Below are 13,878 nucleotides of genomic sequence, written 5' to 3' on the forward strand. Positions count from 1 at the left end.
GCAGCCCTCGAGGTCACACCCGCACCACGACATCCGGCCCACCACCACCGAACCGTCGAACTACCGCAGCGGAACCGATCTCCAACTGAAGGGCTAGTACTTCAGCTGTAGATCGTGATCTTGTGGCGGAAGCCGCAGGCCAGAGCGTCGGAGCACCGCACTGCAGGGGGTTTCTCGGGCTGGGAGATCAACCCAGGTCTGGCCAGTTCAGGAGGTTCTCCAGGGTGGCGCGGTCACCCTCGCTTCGCAGGCTGTCCAAGGGGAGGCGGCCGTGCAGGGCGAGCAACAGGTTGCTCGCGGATCCGTGGAGGTCGGCGTCCGTTTCATGTTGGCCGTCGATGAGGTGCGATCCCGATGTCGTCAGGTCGAGCAGCCATGACTGGCCCTCGGCGGCGTGCAGGCCGATCCGGGCCGGCTCGTGCGGCCAGGGACCGGCGGTGCCATGGCTGATGCCGATGAACTCGGCAATGCCGTCGAGTGCGACAACCGCCGGGACAGGCTGGGGAGTTGAGGTGACGAGCTGGGCGTCGAAGGCGTGGACAGCGGCCTCCTGGACCTGGTGGCGCGCCACGGCACCACTCGTCGTCGGGACGCCGGAGTCGCCCCACCAGGTCCAGCAGTCCACCGCGGGACCTGCGGTTCGCAGGGCGGCGATCAGTTCCTGGGTGGCTGCGGCCGAACGGACCAGGAGGTCGGCTGACAGTGTGTCATCGGCCGGTGCCACGGTCGGGGGCTTCTCACTGGGGCCGGCCACGACCGCCGCCGCCCAGAACCGGTGCACCTCGGTGAGGTGCTCAACGAGGTCGCGGAGCGACCAGTCGGGGCAGCTGGGGACGCGGACATCCAGATCGAGGGAGCCCGCGACGCTGCCGCGCAGGGCGGCGGAGCGGTCCCGGACCAGGGCCAGCAGATCTTCGAAGGCAAGTGTCTGGGTCATCCCAGCTTCCTATCACCCGGCGCTGACAGTGGCCCTTCGCCCTCTCCACCGACCTGCGAGTGCTCCAACAGCGGTGCGTGGTCGTGCCGTTGGGGGCCGGTCCAAGAATGGGTGCGGCCACCGGTGATCATCGGTGTGTGAAGGCAGAAGATCAGACGCTGGCCGCAGGTCACGGCATAGATCTTGCCCGCTGGCAGGAAGTGTTTAAGGTCCTGATGGGCTGTATTGCTGGGCGGTTCGCGCGGGTGGAACCACGGCGCCGGGCACGGGCGTTCGTGCTCGGGCTGTTGTCGGACCTGCCTCGCAAGAACTGCTGGACGATCGCGGAGTGGGCCGGGGGAGACGACCCCGCACGGCATGCAGCACCTGCTGTGCCGGGCGTCCTGGGATGCTGATGCCGTGCGGGACGATGTGCGCGAGTACGTCGTCGAACATCTCCACGACGAGGCGGCGGTACTGGTCGTGGACGAGACCGGCGATGTGAAGAAGGGCACCGGCACGGTCGGCGTCCAGCGCCAATACACCGGCACCGCCGGCCGCACTGAGAACTGCCAGATCGGCGTCTTCGCCGCCTACGCCAGCTCCGCCGGCCGCGCCCTGGTGGACCGGGAGCTCTACCTGCCCAGGTCCTGGACCGACGACCGTGACCGCTGCCGCGCGGCCAAAGTCCCCGATCAGCGGGAGTTCCCCGCCAAGAACACCCTCGCTGCGGCAATCGTCCGCAGGGCGCTGGCCTCGCCGCTGCCGGTTGCCTGGGTGACGGCGGATGCCGCCTACGGTCAGGACAACCGCTTCCGCCGGATGCTGGAAACATCCGGCGTCGGCTGTGTCCTGGCCGTCCCCAAGTCCCAGTTCTCCCTGGCCGGCCCGCGCATCGACAGGGCCTTCGAGCAGGCCCCCGGCCAGGCATGGGAACGCCGTTCCTGCGGCGCGGGCGCGAAGGGGCAGCGTGAGTACGACTGGGCGGCTGTCCAGTTGCGGCCAGTGGTCGAGTACGACCACCAGGACGGCGTGTTGATCCGTCGCCGGTGGGCGCTGGCGCGACGCGGTTTGAGCCGGCCGGACGAGATCGCCTACTACCTCGGATACGCACCGCTGGATGTCGCAGTGGACGAACTGGTGCGGGTCGCCGGCGCCCGGTGGGCGATCGAGGAGTGTTTCCAGGCGGCGAAGAACGAGTGCGGCCTGGACGAGTACGAAGTCCGACGCTACGTCGGCTGGTACCGACACATCACCCTGGCCATGCTCGCGCATGCCTTCCTCGCGGCGATGAGCGCGCGAGCAGCCGAAAAGGGGGATCTGTCGGTGAGGATGCCGTGGTCATCGAGCTCACCGTGGCGGACGTGCGGCGACTCCTGGCAGCTCACGCACCCCGAGCCCTTCGCGCCCACACCCATGCGTTGAGCTGGTCGCACTGGCGCCGACGACGCCAAGCGGTGGCCCGCCTCTGCCACTACCGCCGTCGTGGGCACTCCTTCGAGGGGCGTGCAGGCAGAAGCCGTCCATGACGGCACGCTGCCCGCTACACTCCCACCGCTCTACGTTCCCCCAGGTCAAGCCACGAAGTACTGCTGGAGTAGTAGGGCGCTCAGGGGCCAAGTAAAACGCTCAGGCATAGCGGCGGCGAGCGACCTGGCCACCCCCGATGACGCAGGACCAGGACGAACGCTACGGCGGCCTGGTCCGGGCGAACAACAAGTTGACGGCCGCGAATACCGCATAGGGCCTGACCGCCGACGCCGCCGGGTCATCGCGAAGGCCGTGACGGCCCGCAGACCGCGCACCCTCTCGACCGGGCTGCCGTTGTCCCCGAGGGTCCCGGCCTTTTCGCCAGGTCGGCAAGAGCAGCCCTTTGCTGGCCGAACAATGCGCCCCCGACATCGATGATGACGCTTTGTCCGAGCGTTCGGCAAGGGATTTCAGGAATTCGGAAAGTGCCCGCAAGGGGTATCCGTCAAAGTGTGCCAAATCGGTTGCAAAGCTGACGATGAGGTGCGAGCCGGGCGACGGTGAAAATTCCGTTGAGAGTTGAACAGCGAGTCTTCCCTTTCCGTATTCAGGGGCGTGACCAGGAATCCCGTAACCGTCACCGTCGCGTATCGAGTGGTGCCCGGCCGTGAGGCCGAGTTCCACTCGTGGGGGTGGGGTGTACTGCGTGCCGGAGCGGATCAACCGGGTTTTCTTGGCGGTGGTGTGCTCGTCGACGGAGAGGCGGAGTGGCATGTGGTCTACCGCTTCACCAGCGAAGATTCCGCGCTGGCCTGGGACACCTCGCCAGAACGGGCACACTGGCGGGCCCGCGGCGAGACGCTGGCCCGGGAGACCGGCCGGCGGACCGTGCAAGGCTCCAGGGTCTGGTTCGATTCGCAGACGGAAACTGCTTCCGCCACCGCGGCGGCCCCGCGCCCGCCGCCGAAGTGGAAGCTTTGGTTCGTGAATATGAGTGCGGTCTTCCCTCCTGTGCTCGTATTCAATTTGGCAATACTTCCTTATCTCGGCAGTCTCAACCCTCTCATCCGCACTCTGCTGCTGTGTCTGGCCGTCACGGCCATGGTCACGTGGATCCTTATGCCGCGACTTCAGCGTTTCTTCAAGAAATGGCTGTACCCGCCGCTGCAGGCGATACGCGGACGGCACAAACGCAGGGCTGTGCAAGGCTGAGAAAGACGAAAAAGGGGGGTGGGCGGGTGAAGACCCTGCTCATCGACAATTACGACTCGTACACGTACAACCTGTTCCAGCTGATCGCCGAGGTCAACGGCGAGGAGCCGACGGTGGTCCTCAACGACGCCTCGGCCGACGGTCTCCCGGACCTCCGGGAGTTCGACAACGTGGTGGTGTCGCCCGGGCCCGGACACCCCGAACGGCCCCGCGACTTCGGGATCGGCGCCACGGTGCTCGCGGAGTCCGTCATCCCCGTCCTCGGCGTCTGTCTGGGGCACCAGGGCATCGCGGCGGGCGAGCGAGCCCGGGTGGCGGCCGCACCGCAGCCACGGCACGGGCACCTCTCCAGAATCCGGCACGACGGCGAGGACCTGTTCCGCGGACTGCCGCAGGACTTCACCGCGGTCCGCTACCACTCGCTGTCCGTACGGGAGCCGCTGCCCGCGAGCCTCAAGGGCACCGCCTGGGCCGAGGACGGCGTACTCATGGGGCTGCGGCACCGCACCCGGCCACTGTGGGGTGTGCAGTTCCATCCGGAGTCCGTCCTCACCGAGTTCGGCCACCGGCTGTTCCTGAACTTCCGGAGTCTCACGGCAGCCCGGCCCCGCACGGTCCGGTCGGCCGAGCCCCGAGTGGCGCGGCCCCGTACCGAGAACAGCGCGTCCACGGTCTTCGTGCCCCGGCCCCGGCGGCCCGCGCCGGCCGGCTACCGGCTGCACACCCGCCGGATCGCGGCCGCCGTGGACGCCGAGACGGCCTTCACCCGGATGTGCGCGGACGCGCCGAGAGCGTTCTGGCTGGACAGCGCGCGGGTCGAGGAAAGGCAGTCCCGCTTCTCGTTCTTCGGCGACGGCACAGGTCCGCTGGCCGAGTTCGTGCGCTACGACGTCGAGAGCGGCGTCTGTGAGATCGAGCGGACGGGCCGCCCCGTACGCAAGATCCGGGCCAGCGTCTTCGACTATCTGAAGCGGCAGTTGGCGGCCCGTCATGTGGACGCCGCCGAACTGCCCTTCGACTTCACAGGCGGCTATGTCGGTTACTTCGGCTACGAGCTGAAGGCCGACTGCGGTTCGCCGAACCGCCACCGGGCCCAGACCCCGGACGCCTGCTGGCTCTTCGCCGACCGGCTGATCGCGGTCGACCACCGGGACGCGTGCACCTACGCCGTCTGCCTGGCGGAGAACACCCCGCAGGGCACGCGGGACGCCACCGACTGGCTCGACGGCGCGGTCGAGCAGCTGAGCTGCGTGTCGCCGCCCGGCCCCGCTCCGACACCGCCGTCCGCCGCCGAGCCCGGCCTCCGTGCCGCCGAACCGTGGCTGGTCCGCGACCGTGCGACCTACCTCGCCGACATCGAGGCCTGCCGGCGCGAGCTGAAGGCCGGCACCAGCTACGAGATCTGCCTGACCAACGCCGCCGAATTACCCGCACCGACCGACCCGCTGGCCTACTACCGGGTGCTCCGGCGCATCAACCCGGCCCCCTATGCCGCGTACCTGAAGTTCGGTGAGGTGGCCGTGGCCGGCGCGTCTCCCGAGCGGTTCCTGCGGATCACCCGCAACGGCGTCGCCGAGGCCAGGCCCATCAAGGGCACAGCCCCCCGCGACAGCCGCCCGGAGGAGGACGCCAGGCTGAGGGACTCGCTCGCTGCCGACGCCAAGACCCGCGCCGAGAACCTGATGATCGTCGACCTGCTCCGCAACGACCTGGGCCGGGTCTGCGAGACCGCGACGGTCCGCGTCCCCCGTCTGATGGCCACCGAGACGTACGCCACCGTGCACCAGCTCGTCTCCACCGTCGAGGGCCGACTTCGCGCGGGCACCGGCGCGGTGGACTGCGTCCGCGCCTGCTTCCCCGGCGGCTCGATGACCGGAGCACCGAAACTGCGCACGATGGAGATCATCGACACGCTGGAGACCGAGGCCCGTGGCGTCTACTCCGGCGCTCTCGGCTATCTCGGCTGCAGCGGCGGAGCCGACCTCAGCATCGTCATCCGCACCGCCGTCCTCACCGGCGACCGGATGCACCTGGGCGCGGGCGGCGCCATCGTCCTCGACTCCGACCCCGAGGCGGAGTACGACGAGATGCTGCTGAAGACCGCCGCGCAACTGCGGGCCCACCGTGAGTCCACCGCTGCCGTGCCCGTCCCCCTGCCGGAGCGGGTCCGGTGACGCCCCCGACCTCCGCCCCGAGCCCCGCCGGCACGGCACGTGCCCGAGCCGCGGAGACCGGCGCGGCCACCGAGAGCGGCAACCTGGCCGCCGCGCTCCCCGCGCTGGCCGAGCGGCAGGGCTGGACCGACCGGCCCGCCTTCCACCAGGGCCACCGGTCCTGGACCCACGGCGAGGTGCACGACCTCGCGTCGCGCGCCGCCGGTGTACTGGCCGACCACGGCGTCCGCCCCGGAGACCGGGTGCTGCTCGCACTGCCCGACTCCCTCGCCTGGGTGACGGCCTTCCTCGCCACCGCCCGGCTCGGCGCGGTCGCGGTCCTCGTCAACCCCGAGCTGACCGCGGCCAACCACGAGTTCATGGCCGACGACGCCGGGGCCGAGCTGTGCGTGACCGGTCCGGGCCTGGAGGAGAGGTTCGCCGGACGGACGCAACTGGGCGCCGACCTGCTCGTCGCGCTCACCCGCGGCGCCCCGCCGGTCACCGGCGCTCATCCGGCCGGTCCGCGCACCCCGCTCTACATCCAGTACACCTCCGGCACGACCGGAACCCCCAAGGGGGTCGTGCACTGCCACGGCGACCCCGGGGCGTACCACGAACTCGTCGGCGACCGGCTGCTGCGCATCACCCCGGACGACGTCACCCTGTCGGTGTCGAAGCTGTTCTTCGCCTACGGCTTCGGCAACGCCTTCGCCTTCCCGCTCTTCTCGGGGTCCTCGGCCGTACTGGTCGACCGGCGGCCCTCGCCCGCAGCGGTGGACGAACTCGTCGCCCGCCACCGGGTGACCCTCCTCTACTCCGTCCCCTCGGCGTACGCGGCGCTGGTCGCCGAGCGCGCCGACGGGCACGCCGGCTGCTTCGCCTCCGTACGCGCCGCCGTGTCGGCCGGCGAAGGCATGCCCGCCGGGCTCGGCGAGCGCGTCACCGAACTGCTCGGCGCGCCCGTACTGGAACAGATCGGCTCCACGGAGGCCGGACACGCCTTCTGCGCCAACAGTCTCGACGCCAACACCCCGGGCACCGTCGGCCGGCCGGTGCCCGGCTTCGACCTGGAGGTGCGGGACCGCGCGGGGCGCCCCGCGCCGGACGGCACGGAGGGCGAACTCTTCGTACGCGGACCGACGGTGACACCCGGATACCTGAACCTGCCCGAGGAGACGGAGCGCGTCCTGGCCGGCGGATGGCTCGCCACCCGGGACCGGGCGCTGCGCGAGGCGGACGGCACGTACCGCATCCTGGGCAGGGCCGACGACATGGAGCTGGTGGGGGGCATCACCGTCTCCCCGCTGGAAGTGGAAGCCGTACTGCGAAAGCATCCCGCGGTACGTGAGGTCGCCGTCGCGTCCGCCACCGACGAACGCGGTGCGACCGCACTGCGGGCCTACGTCGTCATCGGCGTGTCGGCGACGGCCGCCCCGACCTTCGCGGCCACCAGGTCCGACCTGCAGGCCGCACTCATCGCCCTGGCCCGCGAACACCTCGCCGCCTTCAAGGTGCCCAGAACCATCCAGGTCGTGCCGTCACTGCCCCGCACCCCGACCGGCAAGCTCCGCCGTCACCTCGTACGCAGAGGGGCGTGGTGACCGTGGCCGTGGTGACCGTGAACGCTCACAGCGCAGAAAGGAACGGGCCCATGCCCCGACCGCAGCCCCTGCTCCCCGACCGCGGGTTCTACCTGGGCCCGATGCTCGGGCAGGCCGCCGCCCGGCACGGAGCCGTCCCGGTCACCCTGGACCGGCCGCTGGACGTCAACCCCGGCCTCGGACTCGACCTCACCTATCCGCTCCTGGCGGCAGTGGTCGACGAGCTGTCGGGCCGGCTGTGGGAGGCCGGCGTCCGGCCCTCCGAGCACGTCGTCGTACACAAGACGGACAACGTCGACATCGTCCTGCTGGCCTGTGCCGTCTCCCGGATCGGCGCCGTACCCGTCCTGCTCTCACCGGGCCTGGCGGGCCCGGTCGTCGGCCGGCTCCTCAAGCGGCTGAGCGAGCCCTGGCTGATCACCGACCGGGCGAAGCTCACCGGCCCGCTCAAGGACATCGAGATCGCGGGACTCGTACGGCGGACGCTCAGCGTGGACGACGCGCCCGGCGCGGTCCCGCTGGACAAGTACGCCGGCGCCCCACCCCACGGGCCCGTCCGGCTGCACCCCCGCGAACCCGCGCTCATCACCCACAGCTCGGGCACGACCGGCGACCCCAAGCTCGCCGTGCACTGCGCGAACACCATGTGGAACCGGCTCGTACCGCAGAAGGCCATGGGCTGGCCGACCCGGGGCGAGACCGCGGCCCTGCACCTGTCCTTCGTGCACTCGCGCTTCTACCATCTGCTCGGCGTCCTGCTGCACTTCGGCAGCCCGCTGCTGTTCATCACCGACCCCGAGCCCGCCGCCGCCGGCCCGCTGCTGGCGCGGCACCGCCCCGGCATCGTCGAGACCCACCCCAACACCTTCGTGCTGTGGGAGGAGCTGGCGGACGCGCCCGGCGCTCCGCTGGCCCGCGTCCGCTCGTACGGCAGCACCTTCGACGCCATCCACCCGCGTACCGTGCAGCGGCTGCTCGGCGCCTCGAACCGGCGCTCGCCCTGGCTGATCCAGTTGTACGGGCAGAGCGAGACGGGCCCGGTCGCCTTCCAGTGGTACACCCGGCGCAGCGCGGCCCGCGCCGACGGCCGCCGGGTCGGCATCGGCATCCCCGGCTTCACCAGGGTCCGGATCGCCGACAGCGCGGGACGACGGGTCCGGCCCGGCGACCCCGGCCGTATCGAGGCGCGGACCAGGGGCAGGATCCTCACCTACCTCGGCGCGCAGCAGCAGTACGACCGTCAACTGGACGGCGGCTGGTGGCAGATGGGCGACATGGGGCACCGGAACCGGTGGGGCGCGCTGTATCTGATCGACCGTGAGATCGACCAGATCGACGCCGTGCACAGCAACCTGGAGATCGAGGACACGCTGATGTCCCGCCTCGACGAGCTGCGCGAGGTCGTGATCGTGCCCGGCGTCGACCGCGAGCCGGTACCGGTGGTGTGCGTCCGGCGCGAACAGCCCCTCGACCTGCGGCGCTGGCGGGAGGCCACCGCGGACCTGCCGGTGCTGGCCGACCCGCGGCAGTGGCGCTTCGAGGACCTGCCGATGACCTCCACCTGGAAGGTCAAACGGGTCGAGATCACCCGCATGCTCACCGAGAGCGCCACTGCCACCGCCGACCTGTCCGGCGGCGCCTGACATGAGCCCCGTCATCGTGGTGGGCGCCGGCCCCGTGGGAATGTCGGCGGCGCTCGGCCTGCGTGCCCACGGACTGCCGGTCACCCTCCTCGAAGCGGACCCGCAAGGACGCCAACGGCCGGGCAGCCGGGCCCTGTTCGTACACAAGGAGACACTGCGGCTGCTCGAAGACATGCGCCCCGGGCTCGCCGCCCGCATCGCGGAGCACGGACGGACCTGGCAGACCAAACGCACCCTGTACCGGGGCCGTGAGGTGTACGCCCGGACGTTCCCGCCGCCCTCGTTCCCACCGCCCTTCACCAGCCTGCGCCAGGTGGACACCGAGCGGTTGCTGCTCGCCGCCTGCGAGGCGGCCGGGGTGGAGTTCGTCTGGGACGCGCGGGTGGCAGCTGTCAAGGCCACGGACACGGAAGTCGTGGTGAGCGGCGAGGACGGACGCGCCTGGACGGGCAGCCATGTCATCGCCGCGGACGGCGCGCGCTCGGCCGTCCGACAGGAGCTGGGCATCCCGATGGAGGGCACCAGCTCGGCCGGCTTCCACGTCGTCGTGGACGTCGCCGACATCCCCGGAGCCGAACTTCCGCTGGAGCGGGTCTTCCACTACGAACATCCCGGCGTCGGCGGCCGCAGTGTCATGCGGGTGCCGTTCACCGGGGGATTCCAGGTCGATCTGCAGTGCCGGGACGACGACCGCCAAGAGTCCTACGGGACCGAGAGCGCGGTACGGGAATGGCTGCCCGCGGTCGTGGGGCAGGGGTACGCCGAGCGGATCCTCTGGGTGTCGACCTACCGGTTCCTCCGCAAGGTGGCGGCGGACTTCACCGATCCCCGGCACCGGGTACTGCTCGCCGGCGAAGCCGCCCACCTCTTCCCCCCGTTCGGTGCCCGTGGCATGAACAGCGGCATCGCGGACGCGGCGGCGGCAGCGGCAGCCGTGGCCGCCGGCACCAGGGAGGCCGTCGCGCAGTTCGCGACGGACCGGCGCACGGCCGCTCTGTTCAACAGCGAGGCGGCCGGCGTGGCCCTGGCCCATCTGCGGCCGCGGCGCCGGATCGTAAAAGCGAAACAGCGGGCGGCGGCGACCCTCGCCCCCGTACTGCCGTGGTGCGGGGCCTGGCTGGAGCACGCTCCCTACGGCCCCAGACACGGCTCACCGGCGAGTGCCGGCCGGAAGTACTGATCACGCGGACGCGCCGGCGGATGAATCCGGACGCGTCGGCGGACGTACTGACGGATGTACTGAGAGGAGAGATTCTTTGATGACACAACCGGCAACCGCAGAAGGACTGTTGGCCTGGGTGCCCGGCCATGGACTGATCGGGGGTCTTGCGGCCGACACACAGCTGCTGGTCGCGGACTCCTGGCTGCTCAGGGACGGGCAGGTGCGCGGCTTCGACCGGCACCGGGAGCGGTTCCTGCGGGCCTGCGGTGACTGCGGAGGGCCATCTCTCCAACAACTCACCGAGTTCTGGCGGGACATGACGGCCGCGCTGCCCCGCACGGGATCCTGGTTCCCGCGCGTCGAACTGGTGGCAGGCTCCCTTCAGTTGAGACTGCTCCTGAGGCACGCTCCGCCGCAGGCCCCAGAGGTGAGGGTGTGGGCGGCAGGTCAGCCCGATCCACGCACCGTGCCGCGCCGCAAGGGACCGGACCTGGACGTGCTGGCCCGGGTTAGGCAGCGGGCGTCCGGGCAGGGCGCGCAGGAGGCGGTGCTGATCGCCCCGTCCGGCCTCGTGCTGGAGGCGGCGAGCTCCAGCCTGCTGTGGTGGGAGGACGACGTCCTGTGCCTGCCCCCGCCGCAGCTGCCGATCCTGGCAGGCGTCACCACGGGGCTCGTCCAGGAGCACGCTCTGCGCAGCGGGATCCAGTTGGCACACCGCGAACGAACCCTGGACCAGTTGGCAGGCCGTGAGGTGTGGCTGGTGAACGCCCTGCACGGAATTCGTCCGGTGGCCGGCTGGGAAGGACGGCCGATGAACGCGGGTCCGGCTCCGCGTGCGAAGGAATGGCAGGAATGGCTGGACAGTCGTATGGAACCCCTGCCGGCCGACTGACCCCAGAGCGTACCGAAAAGGCACGCGCCGGACCGATCTGATGCGGCCCGGCGCGCAAAGCCATTTCCGAATCGGCTCATTCTCCGGATCTTTTCAGGCCTTCTTCTGGGCAGGCTGATAACCACCCGGAACCATCCGTGTGGCGATCGCGATGCGGTTGTACGCGTTGATGACGGTGGCCGCCCAGATCAGTGCCGCGATCTGTGCCTCGTCGAAGACCTCGGCGGCCTGTGCGTAGACCGCGTCCGGGACATGCCCGTCGTGCACCAGCGTCACTGCCTCGGTCAACGCCAGTGCGGCACGCTCCCGGCGGCTGAAGAACGGCGTCTCCCGCCAGGCGTCGAGCGCGTACACGCGTTGCTCGCTCTCGCCCTGCGCACGGGCGTCTTTCGTGTGCATGTCGATACAGAACGCGCAGCCGTTGATCTGCGATGCGCGAATCCGCATCAGTTCCAGAAGTTCCGGCTCGACCTCGGCCTCCTGCGCGGCGGACACGGCGGCGCCGTGCAGTGCGCCCATTGTCGCGGACACGTCGGGAGTTACTTTCTTGAGCGCCACGCGGGGTGTGGATACAGCGGGTTCAGCCGATTCAGCGGATTCGATGAGTGCCATGAGCCGACTCTATCTTGATGATGAGCGCAGCAAAAAGGAAACAGTGAGAGTTCACCAACATTCCGATACTGACCGCAAGTTGGGCACTCCTGCGTAACGGCGAAGTTCCTGGCAGACGGATCCTCGACCAGGGTCACCCGCGTTCGAGCACTGAAGGCATGGGGGATCAGGCGGAGGACTCGATCAGGATCAGTGCGATGTCGTCGCCGGCCCTTCCCTCGGTGCGGCGTTCCACCAGGTGGAGAACGGTCTCCACGGCGTCGCCCAGAAAGGGCAGGCTGCACGGCTGGGTGAGATCGGACAGGGCGAACATGCTGCCGGTACGGTCACGTGCCTCGACCAGCCCGTCGGTGTAGAACAGCACCCGGTCCGCTTCGGTGAGCGGAACCTGCTGAAGGAGGGGCTGGGGAGACAGGCCCAGCGGGGTGCTGGGTTCAGCCGGTTCGAGGAGGACCGGTGTACCCGCGGCAGGCAGCAGCAGTGGGGCGTGGTGGCCGCAGTTGGCCAGGGTCAGGCGTTTGGGCGTGATCTCGACCAGGACTGCGGTGATGAAGTCCTCCGGGCCCAGATCACCGGCCAGGCACTTGTCCAGCCGAGCGGTCAGGGTGGCCAGGTCCGGGGCGGTGTAGGCCTGGTCGCGGAAATGGCCGATGGCAGCGGCGGACAGGCGGACGGCCTCCAGGCCCTTGCCGCGCACGTCCCCGATGATCAGGCGCAGGCCGGCCGGTGTCTGAGCGAACGCATACAGATCCCCGCCGATTTCGGCCAGGGGCGCTGCCGAGCGGGAGCGGGCGCACACCCACAGGCCGTCGGCACTGAACGTGAGAGGGCGCAGGATGGCGCGCTGAGCGCTGACGGCCACGGCGGCCAACTGGTGCTGGACGGTGGTGAGCCGACGGGCTGTCACGACGGCCGTTCCGCCGGCGAGCGCCACCACGGTCAGGCGGGCCTGTGCGTCCGGCGAGTGGAGACTGGCCGGCCCCTGCTCGTATCCGGCGACGGCGAGGGCCGCCAGCAGGGCGTAGCCGGCGCACAGCGCGGTGGACCTGCCGTTCAGGCGGGTGGCGGCCAGCAGCGGGCACATCAGCAGGGTGCCGACCAGCGAGGTGTGCCGACCGGTGGCCAGGTCGACGACAGTAAGGAGCAGGCCCACGCCGTAGACGGCCAGCGTCCACCTCCGGTGTCCGCTGTGCATGCCTCACCTCCGATTAAGCAAGATGACCTGGCCCCTGTGGTTGACCATGGAAGCAGAAGTACCGTCCCCAGGGCGATCGCGCGCCAGAAATCGACGAAGTCGGTCGATAGGGGTTCGGCTGGGTCGGAAAATGTCCGCAACGGGCTTCGGTGTGAGCAGGTTCGGTGTGCGTGGTGCGCGCTTCTACGCCGCATGGGATTGCACGGCGCGCGGAGGCAGACTTCCTGGTCGGGCTCCTCCCAGCCGACCTCGGTCACGGTGGGTGTGGGTGGTGACAAGACCTCCATCGGCCGGTACGGCTCGACCTACCAGTCGGAGCGAATCCGCCTCGGTGACACCTGCATCCACAACGGTGCGCCGGGCCGGTCCGGCACGTCAACTGCCGGTGTGGACACGGGATTCAACCGAGAACCCGGGGGCAGGCTGAATCCAATGGCCATTTGGGAAGTCACCCGCTCCACCACCACCGAGAAGCTGACCCAGCCCGACCCCTCCGGCCAGGAAAAGAACCCCTACCTCTACGCCGAAGGCGACCCCGTCAACCGCATCGAGCCCAGCGGACAGTTCAGTTTGTCCGATGTCCTCGATATTGGCGAGAAAGTTGTCACTGGCCGCGCAGACTGCCTGGCCGCTACCGGTGCGGCAGCCGATAGCGGCACCCTCACGGCCGCAACCGGTCTTTTTGGGACACCAGGCACGGTGACGGAGAGGCTTTCCGGGTGGCGATTCATTCCATGCGGCCCGGAAAGCCGCAATTTTTGGCTTCTCTCCGACCTTCTAGCTTATGACTTATAAACAAAGCCACGCGGTCGCGAGGAGAACCCATGGCCACAAAACCTGAAGTCAAGTTGGCGTTATTCATAGTTGGGGGCATGATCTTCGGGACGCTGTGCATAGTCTTGGGGGTTCGCGGAGAAAACTACCCACTGAGTCTTTCCCGGTAAGCGCCCGTCGCTCGCTGTGATCGCGATGCTTGCGCTGCGGCCCGCGTGGTTCCCAAGTCCGGGCAGGCGTAAGGC

General features: G+C 69.7%; 10 protein-coding genes and 1 pseudogene. 8 read left to right on the forward strand and 3 right to left on the reverse strand.

The genetic code is table 11. The annotated features are described in order from the left end of the window. Window positions 1–187 precede the first annotated feature (187 nt). The gene (locus AB0D14_RS44045; protein WP_362790910.1) at window positions 188–937 is read right to left on the reverse strand and encodes a maleylpyruvate isomerase family mycothiol-dependent enzyme; all 750 of its coding nucleotides are present in this window, start codon (window positions 935–937) and stop codon (window positions 188–190) included. A 215-nt stretch (window positions 938–1,152) separates the two neighbouring features. Between AB0D14_RS44045 and AB0D14_RS44050 the strand changes: the two are divergent. The 7 genes and pseudogenes from AB0D14_RS44050 (at window position 1,153) to AB0D14_RS44080 (ending at window position 11,052) form a co-directional block, all read left to right on the forward strand. Beyond that, window positions 1,153–2,341 (forward strand): annotated as a pseudogene (locus AB0D14_RS44050) (IS701 family transposase). 660 nt (window positions 2,342–3,001) lie between these two features. After that, a complete protein-coding gene (locus tag AB0D14_RS44055) occupies window positions 3,002–3,598 on the forward strand; it encodes an antibiotic biosynthesis monooxygenase (RefSeq protein WP_362790912.1) in 597 nt (198 codons plus the stop codon). A 26-nt stretch (window positions 3,599–3,624) separates the two neighbouring features. After that, a complete protein-coding gene (pabB, locus tag AB0D14_RS44060; protein ID WP_362790915.1) occupies window positions 3,625–5,772 on the forward strand; it encodes an aminodeoxychorismate synthase component I in 2,148 nt (715 codons plus the stop codon). An 83-nt stretch (window positions 5,773–5,855) separates the two neighbouring features. Continuing rightward, window positions 5,856–7,355 (forward strand): AMP-binding protein, encoded by a 1,500-nt coding sequence (locus AB0D14_RS44065; RefSeq protein WP_362790930.1) that lies wholly within the window; start codon window positions 5,856–5,858, stop codon window positions 7,353–7,355. 50 nt (window positions 7,356–7,405) lie between these two features. After that, the gene (locus tag AB0D14_RS44070) at window positions 7,406–8,998 is read left to right on the forward strand and encodes a class I adenylate-forming enzyme family protein (RefSeq protein WP_362790918.1); all 1,593 of its coding nucleotides are present in this window, start codon (window positions 7,406–7,408) and stop codon (window positions 8,996–8,998) included. A 1-nt stretch (window position 8,999) separates the two neighbouring features. After that, window positions 9,000–10,178 (forward strand): FAD-dependent monooxygenase, encoded by a 1,179-nt coding sequence (locus AB0D14_RS44075; protein WP_362790921.1) that lies wholly within the window; start codon window positions 9,000–9,002, stop codon window positions 10,176–10,178. A gap of 79 nt (window positions 10,179–10,257) precedes the next feature. Beyond that, complete coding sequence (locus AB0D14_RS44080; RefSeq protein WP_362790923.1) at window positions 10,258–11,052, forward strand: aminotransferase class IV; 795 nt, start codon at window positions 10,258–10,260, stop codon at window positions 11,050–11,052. A 93-nt stretch (window positions 11,053–11,145) separates the two neighbouring features. Here AB0D14_RS44080 and AB0D14_RS44085 read toward each other — a convergent pair whose 3' ends face one another. Continuing rightward, window positions 11,146–11,664, reverse strand: a complete 519-nt coding sequence (locus AB0D14_RS44085; protein ID WP_362790925.1) for a carboxymuconolactone decarboxylase family protein — start codon at window positions 11,662–11,664, stop codon at window positions 11,146–11,148. Between the two features lie 166 nt (window positions 11,665–11,830). After that, on the reverse strand, window positions 11,831–12,859 hold the full coding sequence (locus AB0D14_RS44090) for a PP2C family protein-serine/threonine phosphatase (RefSeq protein ID WP_362790926.1): 1,029 nt from the start codon (window positions 12,857–12,859) through the stop codon (window positions 11,831–11,833). A gap of 264 nt (window positions 12,860–13,123) precedes the next feature. On the opposite strand from AB0D14_RS44090, the gene AB0D14_RS44095 reads away from it, so the two are divergent. Further along, window positions 13,124–13,654, forward strand: coding sequence for a hypothetical protein (locus tag AB0D14_RS44095; protein WP_362790928.1), 531 nt, complete (start codon window positions 13,124–13,126; stop codon window positions 13,652–13,654). The last annotated feature ends 224 nt before the right edge of the window (window positions 13,655–13,878 follow it).

The sequence above is a fragment of the Streptomyces sp. NPDC048484 genome, from assembly GCF_040651415.1.
Classification (GTDB): Bacteria; Actinomycetota; Actinomycetes; order Streptomycetales; family Streptomycetaceae; genus Streptomyces.

Excerpts from the sequence above, each read along its gene's own strand:
- AB0D14_RS44045 (WP_362790910.1), bottom strand. The coding sequence starts at position 937 with ATGACCCAGACACTTGCCTTCGAAGATCTGCTGGCCCTGGTCCGGGAC.
- AB0D14_RS44070 (WP_362790918.1), top strand. The coding sequence starts at position 7,406 with ATGCCCCGACCGCAGCCCCTGCTCCCCGACCGCGGGTTCTACCTGGGC.
- AB0D14_RS44075 (WP_362790921.1), top strand. The coding sequence starts at position 9,000 with ATGAGCCCCGTCATCGTGGTGGGCGCCGGCCCCGTGGGAATGTCGGCG.
- AB0D14_RS44080 (WP_362790923.1), top strand. The coding sequence starts at position 10,258 with ATGACACAACCGGCAACCGCAGAAGGACTGTTGGCCTGGGTGCCCGGC.
- AB0D14_RS44085 (WP_362790925.1), bottom strand. The coding sequence starts at position 11,664 with ATGGCACTCATCGAATCCGCTGAATCGGCTGAACCCGCTGTATCCACA.
- AB0D14_RS44090 (WP_362790926.1), bottom strand. The coding sequence starts at position 12,859 with ATGCACAGCGGACACCGGAGGTGGACGCTGGCCGTCTACGGCGTGGGC.